The 17,384-nt window shown below is 56.7% G+C and carries 14 protein-coding genes; 3 read left to right on the top strand and 11 right to left on the bottom strand.

Annotation, left to right across the window (positions count from 1 at the left end; translation table 11 throughout):
- A partial coding sequence (locus FNT36_RS21925) for a T9SS type A sorting domain-containing protein (protein WP_233636144.1) occupies positions 1–1,873 on the top strand: 1,873 nt, incomplete at its 5' end.
- 49 nt (positions 1,874–1,922) lie between these two features.
- Here FNT36_RS21925 and FNT36_RS21920 read toward each other — a convergent pair.
- The 7 genes from FNT36_RS21920 to FNT36_RS21890 all read right to left on the bottom strand — a co-directional run bounded on the left by FNT36_RS21920 (position 1,923) and on the right by FNT36_RS21890 (position 11,394).
- Entirely contained in the window at positions 1,923–2,669 is a 747-nt protein-coding gene (locus tag FNT36_RS21920; RefSeq protein ID WP_144852170.1) for a WecB/TagA/CpsF family glycosyltransferase, read from the bottom strand.
- Between the two features lie 47 nt (positions 2,670–2,716).
- Positions 2,717–4,114, bottom strand: a complete 1,398-nt coding sequence (locus FNT36_RS21915) for an exopolysaccharide biosynthesis polyprenyl glycosylphosphotransferase (RefSeq protein ID WP_144852167.1) — start codon at positions 4,112–4,114, stop codon at positions 2,717–2,719.
- Between the two features lie 729 nt (positions 4,115–4,843).
- Positions 4,844–6,322, bottom strand: a complete 1,479-nt coding sequence (locus FNT36_RS21910) for a murein hydrolase activator EnvC family protein (RefSeq protein ID WP_233636143.1) — start codon at positions 6,320–6,322, stop codon at positions 4,844–4,846.
- Between the two features lie 254 nt (positions 6,323–6,576).
- Positions 6,577–7,368 carry a DUF4292 domain-containing protein gene (locus FNT36_RS21905; protein ID WP_144852164.1) on the bottom strand — a complete coding sequence of 264 codons (792 nt, stop codon included), beginning with the start codon at positions 7,366–7,368 and terminating at the stop codon, positions 6,577–6,579.
- A complete protein-coding gene (locus tag FNT36_RS21900; protein WP_233636142.1) occupies positions 7,361–9,160 on the bottom strand; it encodes a tetratricopeptide repeat protein in 1,800 nt (599 codons plus the stop codon). Before FNT36_RS21900 ends, FNT36_RS21905 begins: the two co-directional genes overlap by 8 nt.
- 129 nt (positions 9,161–9,289) lie before the next feature.
- The gene (locus tag FNT36_RS21895) at positions 9,290–10,300 is read right to left on the bottom strand and encodes a sugar phosphate nucleotidyltransferase (RefSeq protein WP_144852158.1); all 1,011 of its coding nucleotides are present in this window, start codon (positions 10,298–10,300) and stop codon (positions 9,290–9,292) included.
- A gap of 119 nt (positions 10,301–10,419) precedes the next feature.
- On the bottom strand, positions 10,420–11,394 hold the full coding sequence (locus tag FNT36_RS21890) for a threonine ammonia-lyase (RefSeq protein WP_144852155.1): 975 nt from the start codon (positions 11,392–11,394) through the stop codon (positions 10,420–10,422).
- A 96-nt stretch (positions 11,395–11,490) separates the two neighbouring features.
- Between FNT36_RS21890 and FNT36_RS21885 the strand changes: the two genes are divergently transcribed.
- The gene (locus FNT36_RS21885) at positions 11,491–11,871 is read left to right on the top strand and encodes a hypothetical protein (protein WP_144852152.1); all 381 of its coding nucleotides are present in this window, start codon (positions 11,491–11,493) and stop codon (positions 11,869–11,871) included.
- Between the two features lie 69 nt (positions 11,872–11,940).
- On the opposite strand, the gene dut is transcribed toward FNT36_RS21885, so the two are convergent.
- The 3 genes from dut to FNT36_RS21870 all read right to left on the bottom strand — a co-directional run bounded on the left by dut (position 11,941) and on the right by FNT36_RS21870 (position 15,522).
- Positions 11,941–12,381, bottom strand: coding sequence for a dUTP diphosphatase (dut, locus tag FNT36_RS21880; protein ID WP_233636141.1), 441 nt, complete (start codon positions 12,379–12,381; stop codon positions 11,941–11,943).
- Positions 12,382–12,480: 99 nt separating this feature from the next.
- Positions 12,481–14,229 (bottom strand): M3 family oligoendopeptidase, encoded by a 1,749-nt coding sequence (locus FNT36_RS21875; RefSeq protein WP_144852149.1) that lies wholly within the window; start codon positions 14,227–14,229, stop codon positions 12,481–12,483.
- Positions 14,230–14,424: 195 nt separating this feature from the next.
- Positions 14,425–15,522 carry a ferredoxin--NADP reductase gene (locus FNT36_RS21870; RefSeq protein WP_144852146.1) on the bottom strand — a complete coding sequence of 366 codons (1,098 nt, stop codon included), beginning with the start codon at positions 15,520–15,522 and terminating at the stop codon, positions 14,425–14,427.
- A gap of 132 nt (positions 15,523–15,654) precedes the next feature.
- On the opposite strand from FNT36_RS21870, the gene FNT36_RS21865 reads away from it, so the two are divergent.
- Positions 15,655–16,335, top strand: coding sequence for a peptidoglycan DD-metalloendopeptidase family protein (locus FNT36_RS21865; RefSeq protein ID WP_144852144.1), 681 nt, complete (start codon positions 15,655–15,657; stop codon positions 16,333–16,335).
- Between the two features lie 30 nt (positions 16,336–16,365).
- On the opposite strand, the gene FNT36_RS21860 is transcribed toward FNT36_RS21865, so the two are convergent.
- Positions 16,366–17,355, bottom strand: a complete 990-nt coding sequence (locus FNT36_RS21860) for a polyprenyl synthetase family protein (protein WP_144852141.1) — start codon at positions 17,353–17,355, stop codon at positions 16,366–16,368.
- Positions 17,356–17,384 lie beyond the last annotated feature (29 nt).

Below are 17,384 nucleotides of genomic sequence, written 5' to 3'. Positions count from 1 at the left end.
CCACTCCGGCACCTACCACGGCACGCACTGGCGCAACTCCGGCGCCTACGAGGTCTACACCTACCAGACCGTGACAGGCCTGGCCAACGGCACCTACTCGCTCAGCGCCTGGGTCAAGAGCAGCGGCGGCCAGCCCATCGCCCAGCTGCAAGCCCAGAACTTCGGGGCCGGCACGCTGACCACCGCCATCACGGCCACCAACGGGGACTGGGTAAAAGTTAGCGTCAACAACATCCGCGTCACCAACGGGCAGTGCGAGATTGGCTTCTACTCCAAGGCCAAAAACGACCAGTACATCTATTTCGATGACGTTGCGCTCGCACCGCAAACCAACACAGCACCCACTGTAACACTAGCAGCTAGCAGCAACCTAGTACTCGGCAAAGCACTCACCCTGAATGCTACTGCTGCCGATGCTGATGGCACCATCAGCCAGGTAGAGTTTTTCAATGGCTCGACTAGCCTAGGTACCGCTACCAGCGCTCCTTTCCAACTGAACTGGACGCCATCCTCGCTTGGCCTTTATTCCCTCACGGCCCGTGCTACCGACAATGCTGGTGCTAGCACCACCTCGGCAGCAGTTCCGGTGCTGGTAGTAATACCTTCGCTTGTTTCCAACACGGGCAGCAGCAATGGCAATGGCTTGGTGGTGAATCCAAGCTTCGAGCAAGACGGGGCCGAGGTGGACGCGCCCACGGGCTGGCTCACGTCGGTGGGCAACGGCAGCCCCACCAGCGTGGACTACACCGAGGCCTACGGTGGGGCTCACTCCGGCACCTACCACGGCACGCACTGGCGCAACTCCGGCGCCTACGAGGTCTACACCTACCAGACCGTGACAGGCCTGGCCAACGGCACCTACTCGCTCAGCGCCTGGGTCAAGAGCAGCGGCGGCCAGCCCATCGCCCAGCTGCAAGCCCAGAACTTCGGGGCTGGCACGCTGACCACCGCCATCACGGCCACCAACGGGGACTGGGTAAAAGTTAGCGTCAACAACATCCGTGTTACCAACGGGCAGTGCGAGATTGGCTTCTACTCCAAAGCCAAAAACGACCAGTACATCTACTTCGATGACGTTGCGTTCACGGCACAACCCACCCAGCAGGCAGCACTGTCTATGACCAATTCGGTAGGCAACTTCAGCTTTGAAGATGACAACGCGGGCGTGATGGCTCCTCGCCAGTGGCAAACGCGGACCGGCGGCTCGACCCAAGCTTATGCTAGCTATTCAGAGTCGTACCCGAACGCTCACGCTGGTACTTACCATGGCACCCACTACCGCCCCGAGGCTTACCAGATTTATACCTACCAGACCGTGACGGGCCTAGCCAATGGTACCTACTCGCTCAGCGCCTGGGTGAAAAGCAAGGGCGGCCAGCCTGTGGCTCAGTTGCAGGCTCAGAACTACGGTGGTAGCGCTCTAAGCGCAAACATCCCAACTTCTCCGAATGATTGGGTGCAGGTTACTATCCCGAGCGTTACGGTGACTAACGGCCAATGCGAAGTTGGTATCTACTCTCAGGCTAATGCTGGGGGGCAGTGGCTCTACTTCGATGACATCACCCTGCTACCCGCCACCGCGAGCAGTGCCAAGTCGAACCTAGTGGCCCCTGAAGAAGCAGTAGCTCCCGCGCTCTACCCCAACCCGGCCAACGACCAGGTTATGCTTACCGCCAACATGCCACAGGAATCGACGGTGTCTATCGTAATCGCCGACCTACAGGGTAATACCCTAGCTACCTATCAGCGCAAAGCAGCAGCCGGCGAAAACCAATTTGTGCTCGATACCAATAACCTGGCTAATGGCCTGTACATCCTGCGCATTCTGGGTAACGACACGTCTTCAGCTCAGCGCCTGGAAATCAAACACTAGCTGTAAGCCATAAGGGCTAATTAAGCCAGCGCAATTCCCGCTTTCTCTCCTAGGTGCCCGCCAGCGTACGGCGGGCCATCAGGTAGAGGAAGCGGGAATTTGTGATTAAGTACCGGCGCCACAAACGGCGCGGCTCTAGCCATAGCCGATAAGCCCACTCCAGCCACAGACGACGCGCCCACAATGGCAAGCGCTGCTCTAGGCCAGCATACACCAAGAAAGCTTGGCCTACGCCCAACATGCAGGCTTTAACCTTGCCGCGATGCGCAGCCATCCAGCGCTCCTGCCGGGGGCAACCTAGGGCTACAAACAGAAGGTCGGGGTCAGCAGCATTGATGGCCGCCACGTGCTCTTCCTCCTCCTCTGGGGTAAGTGCTCGGAAGGGTGGCGCACAAGTACCCACCAACCGCAGCGTAGGCAACTCGCGCTTGGCCCGGTCTACGATGGCTTGTAGCACCTCATCGGTGGTGCCATAGAAGTATACCGACTGCCCGCGGCGGGCAGCCTCGGCAAGCAAGGCGGGTAGCAAATCCATACCCGCCACTCGCTCTTGGGGCTGGCCACTTAGCCACCCGGCCACGCTGGCTACTGGGCCACCGTCGGGCGTTACCAAGTTAGCCTCATCTAATACTTGGCGAAAGCTTACATCGCGGTGCGCCTCTACCACCATGTGCACATTGGCACAGCACACATAGGCTGAGTTGCGGGCCGCGCCCAACTGCAAAATTTTGTCTACAAAATCCTCAAATGAACCCGTAGAGATACCTGAATCAAGAACTAACTGCTTGGCTAGCATAGAGACTATGATAGAATAAAAACCTTACTTATTTCTGAGGCTAACGCTTAGTAAGCGTTTTTCTCCCCAGCTATCATGTTCCACACCGTTTTGCCGATGATTTGGACATCTAGCAGCAGCGACCAGTTTTCTACATACTTCAGGTCGTACTCTACACGCTTTTCCATGGCACCTTCGGCACGCGTTTCACCGCGGTAACCGTTTACTTGTGCGTAGCCCGTGATGCCTGGCGTCACGACGTGGCGCTGAGCATAAGTGCTGATGTGTTTCGAATATTCTTCGAGTTGCGATACCATGTTGGGGCGCGGGCCTACTACCGACATGTGGCCGAGCCACACGTTGAAGAATTGTGGCAGTTCGTCGAGGCTCGAGGCACGCAAGAAGCGGCCAACCCGGGTTACGCGGGCATCTCCCTTAGTGGCCTGTAGCTCGGTGCCCCCTAGGTCGGTACGCATCGTGCGCAGCTTGAAGCATGGGAAAAGCTTGTTATGCTTACCCGGGCGCATCTGCTTGAAGAAGATAGGGCCGGGCGAGTCAAGCTTAATCAACAAAGCCAACACGGGCAGCACTACCGGGAAGATAGTAGCGATAACAAACCCCGAGAAAGCTAAATCAAACATGCGCTTAGCTATTTGATTAGGACGCATACCTAGGGGGTTGCGGCGCACCGTCAGGATAGGCCCACCACTGTGGTAGTGCATGTTGACACCTTCGTGCAGAGTACCTTCAAAATCAGGCACAATGCGAAACGCGATGAAATTGGCATCCGCAAAGCTGGAAAGCTCCTGAATGAACTCAGTTTGGTTGAGCGGCAGCGCGAAGTAGATTTCGTCAACTTGTTCTTTCAAGCAAAACTCCTTCAGTTCGCTTACCCGGCCACGCACGAGCGACTTTACGTCCTCAGGCGCTTGCGTATCAGTGAAGAACCCTAGGCACTGGTTAGCCAGCGGGTCGTGTACAGTTAAGAAGCTGTGCAGTTCGCGGCCGCTACGGCTAGTGCCCACAATCACGAAGCGGCTGTGAGGACGAGCGAAGCGGTAGCGATACGTGCGGTACAGAAAGGTCATGAACAGACGCCCTATCACTACAGCCGTGCCCGCCATGCAGTACAGCAGCAATAGATAGCGCATCGGCAACAGGCGCTTTTGCAACACTAGCAGCCCTGCCGTGAGCAGTACGGCGTGCAGTAGCAACGTCCGGATTAAGCTCCAAAGTTTTTCGCCATAGGTGGCTAAGCGGTTAAGCGGAACCGAGCTAGCAAACTGCCCTGCCAGTATCCACCACAACAAAGCGAAAATGGCGAAGAACATGGGGTAATCACCCGCAAACTCCCAATCGCCACGCTGGATGTAGTTAATTAATCGGAATGACCCGAAGATGAGCAGAACATCGACAATCAGCAGTAACAGTTGATTTACCTGGGTTCGTCGAGCGTAGAGTACCATAATGTTGCAATTGACCTATACTAAGATTTTAGCTGCAGAGCCCTGATTGGGATGCAGAGAATATACGCTCTTAGTCTCAGAACGGTCTAAATTTTTAGGGTTAAACAAATAACCAGTTGCAATTTTCATACTAGATAGCTTGTAATTACCCTAAGCACTTGTAAAAATACAAATATTAATTTTTCATTAACACCATTAATATATTTACAAAAGCAAATATTTTAAAAATATAAGCTCAACATTAAAATTATAAATAGTATAACTTTTCCTAGCTGCACTACGTAACCAAGCTCATCAATATGTATACACCTGATATACATACCCTTACACAATAACAAACAAGTTAGCCGAAATATTTTAGGAGGCTTAGCTAAGCACAATAGCTACCTACTCGAAAAAATATGGGCTTCTTTACAAATGATTTGCCCTAGGCTCTCGCCAAGATTTATTTACTGGACAATGGCAAGATTGCAACTTGCCTGCCTTACATTTTATTCATCTAATATTAACGCCATAGTGCCGAGCTTTTAGGCACTATAGCCTGGACATTTAGGCCTATTAGCCTAACCTCCCTAAGCAGTATCCTAGGTCAGCGAAACAAGCCGTACACTTGAACATCGCTACTTAAGGCGAGGCCTAGCCAGTACACAATGAGCCATCATGCTTTGGCAAAGCCAGCAACTCACAATTCGGTTATTTGCTTATATAACAGGCTCCTGCCAAACAAATCTACTTGTGGCCTAGCCACCCTTCTGGATTCAGATTAGCAGAGTTGCGCCATACCTGAAACTGTACCACGGCAGTGCCATCGGCATCGGTAGCCGCGCTGCCAATGGTCTCGCGAGCGCCTACCTGCTGGCCTTCATGCACGCTCACCGAGCGTAGCCGAGCATACACAGTGAAATACTCACCGTGCTGAATCATCACGATGGTGTTCATTCCCGGCACTTGGGCCACTGTCAGTACTCGCCCGGCAAATACCGAACGCACCGGCTCATTAGTGGCCGTTTGGATATCGACACCGCGGTTTTCTACCACCACATGCTTGAGTACCGGGTGCGCATGCCGCCCAAAATGCTGAGCAACAAAGCCGCGTGCTACTGGCCAAGGCAGCCGCCCTTTATTGCCAGCAAAATTTGACGATAGCAGCGCTGTTTGAGGCGTGAGAGCTACACGGCTAGCGCGGCGGTCGGCCGAAGTTTCTTCAGGCGCGTCGCTTTCGGGGTTAGCGCTTGCGTCTTCGTCGTCGGAAGATTGCTCGCGGCCCCCACGTGAGCGACTGCGGCCAGCCGCGCTGGCGGCGCGCGCGGCCCGGCGGCGCTCGGCGGCAGCCGCTAGGCGGGCGGCACGGGCAGCGCGAGCAATCTCCTCCCGCACACGTTGTGCTATCAGCTCGTCGAGTTGGGCCACGGCACGCTGGCGCTGCGCTAGTTCGGCTCGGAGGCCCTGCTCCTGCTGGCTTAGCTGCTGCACCACCTCATCCTGCTCGTTTTTGAGCCCTAGGAGATTGCGGTTTTCGACCAGTTGGGTTGTCAGCAAGCTTTTTTGGCGCTGGCGCTGCTGCGTAAGGCCATCGAGCTGGTGGCTTAGCTGCTGCTGCGTACCCATGATGCGTTGTGCTTGGCGTTGGCGCTCTTCCGTATACTGGCGCACATAGCGCAACCGCAGCACAAACTGGTTGAAGGATTCGGCCGCAAACAAAAACATGAGTTGGTTGAAGCCACTGCTGGTCTTGGAGGCAGCGTACATCAGCCGTGCATATTCAGCCTTAAGGTTGGCGAGTTGCTGCTGGGTAGTCAGCACCTGCTTCACCGTCTGGTGCACATTAGTCTCAATACCTTGCAGTTGCGTCGAAATATGCTGAATCTGCCCCTGCTTCACCGTCAGCTTTTCCTTAATAACGTTGAGCTGACCTAGGGTCGCTTCTTTTTTCTGCGTGGTCTGAGTCAGCACTTTACCCGCTTCCTGAATGCGCGCTAGGTTGGCTTGGCGCTCGCGCTCTAGCTGCTCTTTTGACTTCGCACGCTGGCGCTGCTGGGGGCGGCGCGAAGGCGCGGAGCGTTGCGTGCGAGCAGGGGTTCTAGTCCTAGTCTTGGCCGATACTTTGGCTTTGCTGGTTTTAGTGCGCTGATGGCGCTGGGCAGCAGCCGGCAACGTGCCCAGCAGCAGCAGTAGCCCGAGCAGATAATAACACTTAGAAATTGTCAACGAAGCAGTCACGAAAGCGGACGGCGCACCAGCTACCGCCTTGCAAAATAACGCATACGCGACGGGTATAGCCACGTAGCCATGGGCAACGCCAGTAATTTGACCTAGGAAATGAGTTGACAGCGAGCCGCGCGGGCGCCGCCTTGAGCTCGGCGTTGGTGCGTAAAAGCCCTAGGTCAGTCTATATAAAAATGCCTTCAGAAACTTCGCTTGTAAGCTTCTGAAGGCACTTTCAAATGCATCTAACCCGAATTTTACTTCTTAATTCGGGTTTCCTTTTTAAAGCCTTTTGGGATGCTGAACGGAAAGTCTAGGTGGCCAGCACCAACCTCAACTTTTGAAAAGCTAAGCGTAGCCGAAGTGCTTTCCGCGCCGCCTTGCTGCCCGACTACATTGGACGTGTAGGCGAAAGGCAGATTGGTGCCTTCGGGCTTTTGAAAATCGGAGTACGCCACGGTGAGGCTGCGTTGCGCACCGCTTTCGCTTACTTTCAGCTGCTGCAAGCGGCCCGATTCATTGCTTACTAGTTGCTCGAGCAGCAGCGCAGCCTGGGGATACGTTACGGCCTGATTGGTGCCCTCAGTGCTCACCTTGGGGCTAGTGCCAGTAGGAGCTGGCTGATAATCACCTAGCAAGATGGCTTGCATCTGCTGATAGCTCACCGGCACGTTCAGCAGTTGGCTAAGGTAAGCGTAATCGCCAGCGAAGTAGCTCTTCTGCAAGCGGTTAACAACCCGTACCGAATCGGGAGTGAGCAGTGCACGCACACCCTCAATACCTAGCAAAGAGCCCGACAGCCAGATGGCCGAATCGCGCCGCACCCGCAAGCTAAAGTTAGCCGATTGGTCAACCTCCTTGTGCTTGAAGTGCACCTTGCCACGGCCACTAAGGTACTGAAAATTGGTATTGTTCGCTTTTACACCGGCGGGCGTTGCCACGGGTGCTACGGCAGTAGAAGTGCCTGGCCCGAGCTTGCCCGATGACGATGGCACCCGGTGGCAGCTGGCTAGCGCCAGAGCGGCAAGCACGATAGCAGATTTATTCATACAGCTTTTGTTCTTTGATTTTGCGGTCTAGCAGGGGCGAAGCGCCCGGCCCGGCCTTGCGGGCACGCTGCCACTCGGCCACAGCCTGCGGGTGCTGCCCTAGCTGCCACAGCACGTCGCCATAATGCTCGATAACGGCGGCATCCTTAGTGGTTTTGAGTGCGTGCTCGAGGCTAGTGCGAGCTCCCGCGTAGTCTTTCAGTTTATAAAGTATCCAGGCGTAGGTGTCTAGGTAGGTGTCGTTGTCGGGAAACTGCTTGACCGTGCGGCCCGACATTTCCTTGGCTTTCTCTAGCTTTTCGCCGCGCAGACTCAGGTAGTAGCTGTAGTTGTTAAGCGCCCCATAATTGTTGGGCTCAGTTGCCAAGGCCGATTCATACGCGGCATCCGATTTCGCGTTGTCTTTTAGCTCGTGGTAGGCATCACCAAGCTGCGCATCAAACTGTGCTTGCAGCTCGGCGTTGCCAGCGGCCAGCTTGCGGCCGTGCTCTAGGGCCGACACTGCCTGCTTGGGCTGCTGCTTGAGCGAGTGCCCTACCCCATTGAAAAACCATAGCTGCGCTTGGTTGGGAAAAAGCTCGAGGGCGCGGTCGCTGTGCACCAGCAGCGAATCGGCTTGGTTGAGCTCGGCATCGAGCAGCACCACCTGCTGCCAGAGCTGGTACTTCGAATTGTCGAGGCGCAGGGCTTTAAGGTAGGTATTGCGGGCCTCGCGTTTCTTACCAGTTAGAGTTTGCACATCGCCGGCCACGCTGTAGGCCTTGGCTTCTTTGGGGTGGCTGCGCACTGTGGCAGCTGCTAGGTCGAGGGCCAGGGGGTTAAGCTTATCATTAGGCAGCTGCTTGAGGTAGCCTACCAAGATGCGCACCTGCTGGTCGATGTCAAGCGCCGGGTTTTCAAAGGCTAGCTTCAACTGCTTTTGCGACGCTTCGGGCTGGTTTTGCTGGCGGTACACCTCGGCCAGTATCAGCCGAGCCTGCGGATTGTCGGGGTCAATGCGTAGGGCTTGCTCGGCCACCCGAATGGCATCCGGCAACCGGTTGTTAGACGCGTACATTTCGGCCTGAGCCAGCACGTAGCGCGTCTCGGTCGGGTTGTTAGCAATCAGGCTTTCGCCTTCCTTCAGCGCCAGCGGCAAGTTGTTTTGCCGCAGGTATATCTGCTGCCGCTTAAATGAAATCTCATCAAGCGTACCAAACTGCTGCTGGGCCTTTTCTAGGGTAGCTAAGGCCTCGGGCAGCTTGTTTTGGGCTAGGTACAAGTCGGCTAGCTGAAATAAATAGTTGCCCGAGCCGGGCACGTCGCGCACTAGGCTGGCGTAGGTGGCGGTGGCAGCATCGTACTGCTTTTGGCTGGCCTGCGCCTGGGCCAGCAGCAGATAGTAATACGCGTTTTTGGGGTCGAGCTGCACGGCCGCCTGGGCGTAGTTGGCGGCATCGCGCAGGTTGCCGCTCAGCAGGTTGGCTTCGGCTATCTTGTAATTAACAGCCGCGTTGCTAGGGCTAAGGGCATAGGCTTTCAGCAGGCGGTCGAGGGCCTTAGGGTAGTCTTCGAGCGTCACGTACTTCACGCCGTCCACAAATAGGGCTTCGCTTATCTCTTTGTCTTTGGCTGATAGTGTGGGGGCCGCGGGCCGCGGGGCATTGCTCGCCGCTGCTCGCCGGGCCAGCTCGCGCTTTTCTTGGCGGCTAAGCTTAGTGGGCTTGCGAATGACCGCTGCACTATCGGCAGATGCACGCCGGCTCTGCGCCCAGCCCACCGGACCACACAACCCCAAAACCAACAGACTCACAACAAATTGACGCATAGCTCTTCTCGCGCAGGCTAGGGCCTGCTTCACGAAAGTACGGGGGAATAAAGACGAACGACGCGGCTCTCTAGGAGGGCCGCGTCGTCGATAACGTCAGACTGCGTTAAAAAATCACACCTTCAACACATTATAATCGCCCACACTCAGGTCGACAGCTTTGCTGCTGACGCTGGCGAAGTTGCCAATCATGGAGTCGGTAATGGCGGCGTTGAGCACCGAGGCCGAAGTCTGCACAATAGAGTTCGACACGCGCGAGTCTCGCACGTTGCTCTGGTTGCCAATGCTTACGTGCGGGCCCACTACCGAATTGGTAATGATGGCGTTCTCGCCAATGTATACCGGCTCAATCAGCACCGAGTTGGTGATAGTAGCCGAGTCAGCTACCAGCTTTTCGCCACGCTCCTTGAGGTACTCTAGGTAGCGCTGGTTGGTGAACACCGTGGCGTCTTTGTTGCCGCAGTCGAGCCACTCGGTTACTTGGCCGGGCACGAAGATGGTACCCTTGTTCTTCATGTTTTCGAGGGCGTTGGTGAGTTGGTACTCGCCTTTGTCCTTGATGTCGTTATCGAGTAGGTACTGCAGCTCGTCGCGCAGGTACTCACCATCCTGGAAGTAGTAGATGCCGATAATAGCCAAGTCCGACACGAAGGTTTCGGGCTTTTCTACGAAGTCGGTAATCTGGCCTTGCTCGTTGAGCTTCACTACGCCGAAGGGCTTGGGGTCTTCCACCTTCTGCACCCAGATGGTGCCGGGCACCGAGCTATCGAGGGTGAAATCAGCTTTAAACAACGTATCAGCGAATGCCACTACCAGCGGACCGCTTAGCGAGTCTTTGGCGCACAAGATGGCGTGGGCCGTACCTAGGGGCTCGTCTTGGTAATAAATGGTGCCTTTCGCTCCTACCGATTCGGCGATTTTAATCAGGCTTTTTTCCACCTCGGCGCCGAAGCGGCCAATGATAAAGGCTACCTCTTCTACTGCCTCGCCGCACACGCGGGCAATGTCTTCCACAAGGCGCTGCACGATGGGTTTGCCAGCAATCGGAATCAGGGGTTTGGGTACGGTGAGCGTGTGCGGACGCATCCGCTTGCCCATGCCAGCCATCGGAACGATGATTTTCATTGGAGGGGGAGAGAAGGGGGTAAATGTAGGTTTGTCTTCGACAGATACTCGTTTTGGCCGGAATCGTTTCGCCGCAAAGAAACGCCCGAACCCAGTAGGATGCTACTGGCCTGGGCTATTTAGTCTTGCAGCAGCTCAGCCAATACGGCCGGGTCTACATTGCCACCGCTGAGAATGAGCACCGTATGCTGGCTAGGTGGCAAGCTGGCACGGTGGCGCAGCAGCGCCGCTAGTGGCAAGGCGGCCGTGGGCTCTACCACCAGCCGAGCCTCGAGCAGCAGGCGGCGGGCAGCGGCGCGCAGTTCGGCCTCGCTCACGGTTACTACGTCGTCGGCGTATTGGCGCAAGTGTGCCAAGGTTAATTCGCTTAGGGCCAAGGTGCGAACTCCGTCGGCCAGGGTGCGGTTGGTATCAGCCGCCGCCCACTCTACCACTTGGCCAGCCCGGAAGGAAGCTTGCGCATCGGCTGCTAGCTCGGGCTCGACGCCAATAATTTTCACACTAGGCTTCAAGAGTTTGAGCGCTGCTGCTACGCCACTTAGCAGGCCGCCGCCGCCCACAGGGGCCAGCACTAGCTCTACGGCAGGCAGGTCTTCCAGTATTTCTAGGCCCACCGTGCCCTGTCCAGCTATCACGTAGGCATCGTCGAAGGGGGGCACTAATACGGGCGGGTGCGCGGCGCTGGCTAGTAGCCAGGCGGCCACGGCCTCGCGTTTTTCGTGGGCGGGGTCATAGAGTAGTACCTCGGCACCTAGGGCACGCGTGGCCGCTATTTTGACCTGAGGCGCATTGGTGGGCATGATGATGGTCGCCGGCAAGCCCAGTTGGCGGGCGGCGTAGGCCACACCTTGGGCGTGGTTGCCGCTGCTGTAGGCTAGCACACCGCGCGCCCGCTCCTCAGCCGTGAGCGCCATAATGCGATTGCCAGCACCCCTGATTTTGAAAGAACCAATAGGCTGTAGGTTTTCGGGCTTCAAGAAAACCTGTTCGCCGGGCAGTTCAGGCACCTCGAAAGGTAGCAGTGGAGTGCGCCGGGCCAAGCCTTGTAGCCGCTGCCGGGCCTGCTCGATGTCGGAAAGCGTAACAAGATGCATACGTACCTAGGGTCAAATTAGCAGTGCGTGCAAAGTTGGGGCGAAAACTGCCGCCCCGCCTTCCGCGTTAGCTTTTCCGTCCCGTACTTTGCTTGTATGAACTACATTTCTGAAATCGAATCCAGTATCCAGAGCCTGTTTGCCGCTACGAGCGCCGGCTTCACCCAAGATGCCAGCGCCGGCCAGAGCCAAGTAGGCAATTGGCTCAGCTCTTTGCAGAGCAGCAACGACCCCGCTCTACGCCCCATCGCTCAAGAGCTTGATGTGCTCAACCAGGCTATCGGCAGCGGCGATGCGTCGGCTATGGCCAAGTCCTTCTACCAGCTAGGCAACCTCACCGGCAAAGCTGCCCTCAACCTGCACGCTTTCGGCGGTGTGGGCGACAAGCTGCGCGAGCTAAGCCAGAAACTCATCTCGGCCGGCGGCAACCTCCAAATCATCGGCCAGCACCAAAACCGCCACTCGGCCCACCATTAGTAGCACTTAGGTGGTAGTGCTTAGGGCTTAGTATCTAACGACTGAGCCCTAAGCACTACCACTTACGCACTACTTACCTGTGCTGCCGTAGCCGCCAGCGCCGCGCTCGGTTTCGCTGAGCTGCTCGACGAGCTGCCAGGCGATGGTTTCGTGCCGCGCTACTACCAGCTGCGCAATGCGCTCCCCATCCTGCACCACAAATGGCTCGTTGGACAGGTTGACCAGCAGCACCTTAATCTCGCCTCGGTAATCAGCATCAATGGTGCCAGGGCTGTTGACAATGCCAATGCCGTGCTTGTAGGCTAGGCCACTGCGCGGCCGCACCTGCGCCTCATAGCCCACAGGTAGGGCTAAGCTCAGGCCAGTAGGCACTAGCTGGCGCTCTAGCGGGCCTAGGGTAATGGCGCCGCTAGGCAGGTCAGCACGTAGGTCGAGGCCAGCTGCATGTGCCGTTTGGTATTCAGGCAGCGGGTGCCGCGAGTGATTAATGACAGGAATTGTAAGCATCATTCGCCAAAATTACTGGTTCTCGTCGCCCTAGGCGCACACAAAAGAGCCCGGCAGCAAGCCGGGCTTTTTGTTTTTCATTACTAGCAAGGCGCGCTTACCTTACAGCGACGCCATTTCATCACGCACAAAATCAGCAAGCTGCGTTAGGTACTCAGTGCTGAAATCGAAACGTATGCCAGCCGCCGCATACACCTCACCAATGGGCCGCGTGTATCCTAGGGCCAGTGCCCGCTGATAGCCAGCCAAGGCGGCGGCGGGGTCCTGCCGGAAATTGCGCCACACTGCGATAGCGCCGAGCTGAGCCAGCGCGTACTCGATGTAGTAGAACGGTACTTCGTAGAGGTGCAACTGCTTCTGCCACAAGTAAGGACGGAAGTTTTCAAGACCGCGCCAGCTTACGCTGCGTTGGTTGAACTCTTGGAAAATCTGCGTCCAGTGCTGGTGGCGCTGCGCTTCGGTGTGGTTGGGATTCTCGTATATCCAGTGCTGAAACTTGTCGATGGTAGCAACCCAGGGGAAGGTTTCCAGCACGCTCTCTAAGTGCGTTTTCTTGGCCCGGCGCAGCTCAGCTGGGTCTTCGAAAAACACGTCCCAGTGGTCCATGCTCATCAGTTCCATGCTCATTGAGGCTAGCTCGGCTACCTCGCTCGGCGGGTGCTTGTCGGCCGATAGCGGCAAGCGACGCGTGAGGAAAGAATGCACGGCGTGGCCACCTTCGTGCAGCATCGTCACCACATCGCGCAGCGACGAAGTGGCGTTCATGAAGATGAACGGTACGCCGGTTTCATCCAGCGGATAGTTATAGCCGCCTGGCGCTTTGCCCTTGCGCGATTCTAGGTCGAGGTGACCCATATGGCGCATAGTGCTCAGACACTGACCTAGGAAGGGGTCAAGGCGCTGAAAGACGGTAATAGTCTTTTCCAGTAGTTCCTCGCCGGTTTGGAAAGGACGCAGTGGCTGCTTGCCACTGGGGTCTACGTCAAGGTCCCAGGGCCGCAGTTCAGGCAGCGACAAGTCCTTACGACGGGCATCATCAAACTCATCGATGAGCGGCACCACCGTAGCCCGAATGGCTGCGTGGAAGTTAAACGTGTCTTCGGGGGTGTAGTCGAAGCGCCCAAGGGCGGCAAACATGTAATCGCGGAAATTAGCGAAGCCCGCGTTTAGTGCTACCTGGTGGCGCAGCTGCACCAGCTCCGTAAACAACTGGTCGAGCGACTTGCTGTCTTGCAGGCGCCGCGCCTGAATGGCCCGCCACGCTTGCTCGCGCACGGGACGCGATAGGCTCTTGAGACGGTCGGCGGCACGGGGCAGCGTTAGCTCCTCGCCGTCGAGGGTTACCGTCATGGCGCCCACCGTAGCGGCGTACTGCTGCTGCTTGGTCGAAATTTCGGTTTTGAGTGCAATATTTTCCTCGCGATAAATCTCCGACGCCCGGCGCACCGACCGCAGAAATACCCCGTAACGTGTTTCATCTAGCTCATTCAGGCTAGGGGCAGCTAGCAGCTTCTCGTTGAGGGCGTGGTCGTAGGGCGCCACCTGGGGCTCAATCTCCTGCACGAAAAACTGGAAAGCCTCGGCGTGGCTTTCGTCTTGAGTGTCGCAGGTCATGCGGATGTAGCGCCACGCTAGGTCTTCACTTAGCACCGCTTCGAGCTCCGAGCGGTCGAGCAGCCACTGCTCTAGAGCGGCGGCATCGGGTAGGTCACGGGTTTGTAATTCCTTAAAGAAGGGCTCTAGCGCCGCCCAATCGGTGACGTAAAATTCCTCAGGTAAGTAGTGGCGCGCGGGCCGCGCCGTATCAGTCGCCACGGATAGGGCAGTAGTATCAACCTCAGATATCAGCATAGAAATAGGGTACGCAAATAGCGCGCAAATGGGTACGGGCAGTCACCAGGCCAGCTAGCCAGCACTCGTCTCAGCAGCTAGCAAAGTAAGCTGCACTGCCTACGTTGTAACCATTAAGCATTGCCGAATGGTTACAACCTACAATCCTTTTAAGCGCAAAACCTTACTATCTAACCAACTAACGTTGCTTAAAAATTAGCCGATTTCTATTACCACATCGCTAGTAAGCGGATGGGCTACACAGGTCAGCACGTAGCCTTTGGCGATTTCAGAATCAGAAAGGCCCTCGCGCTCGTCGAGGTGCACCTTGCCCGATAGGCACTTGCCGCGGCAGGCAGTGCACAGGCCTGCTTGGCAAGAATACGGCAGGTCGATGTCTTCATCGAGGGCGGCGTCGAGGATGGTTTTGCCGGTGGGCACCGTCAATACATATTCGCTGCCTTCGTACTGAATAGTCACGTTGCGGCTCTTGACGGGGCCATCGTCGGTGCCGGCCAGCACGTCGCCGTGGGTGGCACTAGCTTCGGCCGTGTCGGCGGCAGCCACAAAGCTCTCGCGCCGGATGCGGCTGCTCGGCACGTTGAGTAGTTGTAGGGCGGCTTCGGCTTCGGCCATCAGGCCTTCAGGCCCGCAGATGTAGTACTCGGCCTGCGGGGCTGGAAACTGGTGGCGCTGCTCTAGAATGCGCAGGATAGTGGTGCGGTTGACGCGACCCGTGTGCTGGTGCGGCCCGGCCGGACGCAACGGCTGGCTATACACGTGCTCGACCTGCAGGCGACCACGGCTGTTAGCTTCTAGGTCAGCAAGCTGCTGCTTAAAAATGACGGACTCCTCATTGCGGTTGCCGTAAAGCAAAAGCACGTGGCTCTGGGGCTCTTCACTAAGAATCGCCTTGAGCATGCTCATGAGTGGCGTGATGCCCGAGCCTGCTCCGATGAGCACCAGCGAGCGCGCCGCCTTGGGGCTGGGCTGCACCACAAAGTTGCCGAGCGGCGGCAGCACCTCGTACTGCTGGCCTACTCGCACTGTATCGAGCAGATAGTTGCTAACTAAGCCACCAGCCACACGCTTTACTGTTACGGAGAGCCTAGGTGCGTCGGCAGGCGTGCTGCTGAGCGAATAGGCCCGACGCTCGGGCTTAGAGCCAGCGGGGCCACAGGGCACCAGCAGCGTCAAAAACTGGCCGGGCTTGCTGGGCACGGTTTGGCGGTCGGGCCGCTCCAGGTGAATGGTAACGGTATCGGGAGTTTCCTGGGTAAGGGCAACGACGGTCAGCGTCAGGTACGACGACATGGGCTCGGACTTGATATATTTAAAATAAAGCGCAAATTTACGGTTCGTGTGCCTGGTACGGCTAGTGTATAATTTGGGTGCCTGCGCCGACCTAGGGTCCACTTGGACGCCATGGCCTAGCTTCGCGGCCCTATGCCTCAAGACCTAGCTTCCCTCCTAGCCCGGTACCGCGACCGGCTAGCTCCCATTTTTCCCTTTCCGGTGCGCGGTCCTGGCGTAGCTCGCCTCAACTTCACGGCTAGCAACCCGCTCCTCGCCCACCCCGAACAACTGCGCGACACCGCCGCTTTTGCTGAGATAGTACAGCAGATGCTAGCCGAACAGCACGCTACTATTGGTATAGGCGGCTACCTTGAAAACCGGGTCATTTACCGTCGAAGTTCTCATTTTGAGGATGCCACGGAAGCGCGCTCCCTACACCTAGGTGTAGATATGTGGGTACCGGCCGGCACCCCAGTGGCTGCGCCGCTTGCGGGCGTAGTGCATAGCGTAGCAGATAACAACAATTTTGGCGACTACGGGCCAACAGTTATCATTCAGCATTGGCTAGAAGATGTACCATTCTATACACTATATGGCCATCTGAGCCGTATCGATTTAGCGGCTTTGCAACCACGTAATCCAGTACTTCCGGGGAAAGCTTTTGCCCGCGTTGGGCCTTACCCTGAGAATGGAGATTGGCCACCACATCTACATTTTCAAGTAATAGGCGATATGCAAGGCCGCTGGGGTGATTTCCCAGGCGTAGCCCCAGCCAGCGAACAAGAGTATTGGGCTAAGCTGTGTCCTAGCCCTTGGTTATTACTGAAATGAGGTAAGTAGCCGCTACGGTGCGGTACTTACTTATTTCTCCCGCTCTATCGTGTAGTTTATCAGCGCTTCTAGCGAGGTACGGGCGGCGGAGGCTGGAAACTCGTGCAAGATGGCTAGGGCCTCGTCGCGATAGCGCTCCATGGTGCGCACGGCGTAGTCGAGGCCGCCCGATTTTTTAACGAAGTCGATAACCTGCTGCACACGGTCGCGATGGCCGGCATTGTTTTTTACGTTGAAAATAACGCGGCGCTTTTCAATCCAACTCGCCTGCTGCAAGGCGTAGATGAGCGGCAGAGTCATTTTCTTCTCCTTGATGTCGATGCCTACCGGCTTGCCGATTTCGGCGGTGCCGTAGTCAAACAAGTCATCTTTTATCTGAAAGGCCATACCTACCTTCTCACCAAAGAGGCGGGCGCGCTCTACTACTTCTTTGCTGGCACCCACCGAGGCCGCTCCCACCGCCGTGCAGGAGGCAATGAGCGAAGCTGTTTTTTGACGGATAATATCGAAATACACATCTTCCGTGATGTCAAGGCGGCGGGCCTTTTCTATTTGCAGTAGCTCGCCTTCGCTGAGCTCACGCACCGCACGGTTCACTATCTTGAGTAGGTCGAAGTCATCATGTTCCAGCGCTAGCTGCAAGCCCCGCGAGAGTAGGTAGTCGCCTACCAGTACTGCTATCTTGTTCTTCCACAGCGCGTTGATAGAAAAGAAGCCACGGCGATAGTTGCTCTCGTCTACTACATCGTCGTGCACCAGCGTGGCGGTGTGCAGGAGTTCGATGAGGGCCGCTCCCCGAAATGAAGCTGGGTTTAGCGTGCCCGCTGGGTCAGCGGCTACCGTGCGAGCCGTCAAGAACACAAACATGGGCCGCACTTGCTTGCCTTTGCGGCGCACGATGTAGCCCATTATCTTGTCAAGCAGCAGCACGTTGGTTTGCATCGACTGGCGAAATTTCACCTCAAACTCAGCCATTTCGGCGGCGATAGGAGCTTGAATAGAGTCGAGCGGATGTGCCATGCGGGCGCAATGATACGGCAGCCGGGCGC

It is taken from the genome of Hymenobacter setariae (genome assembly GCF_007713685.1).
In the GTDB taxonomy this organism is placed as follows: domain Bacteria; phylum Bacteroidota; class Bacteroidia; order Cytophagales; family Hymenobacteraceae; genus Hymenobacter; species Hymenobacter setariae.
Note: the sequence above shows the minus strand (reverse complement) of the source record. Positions and strands in the feature narration are given on the sequence as shown.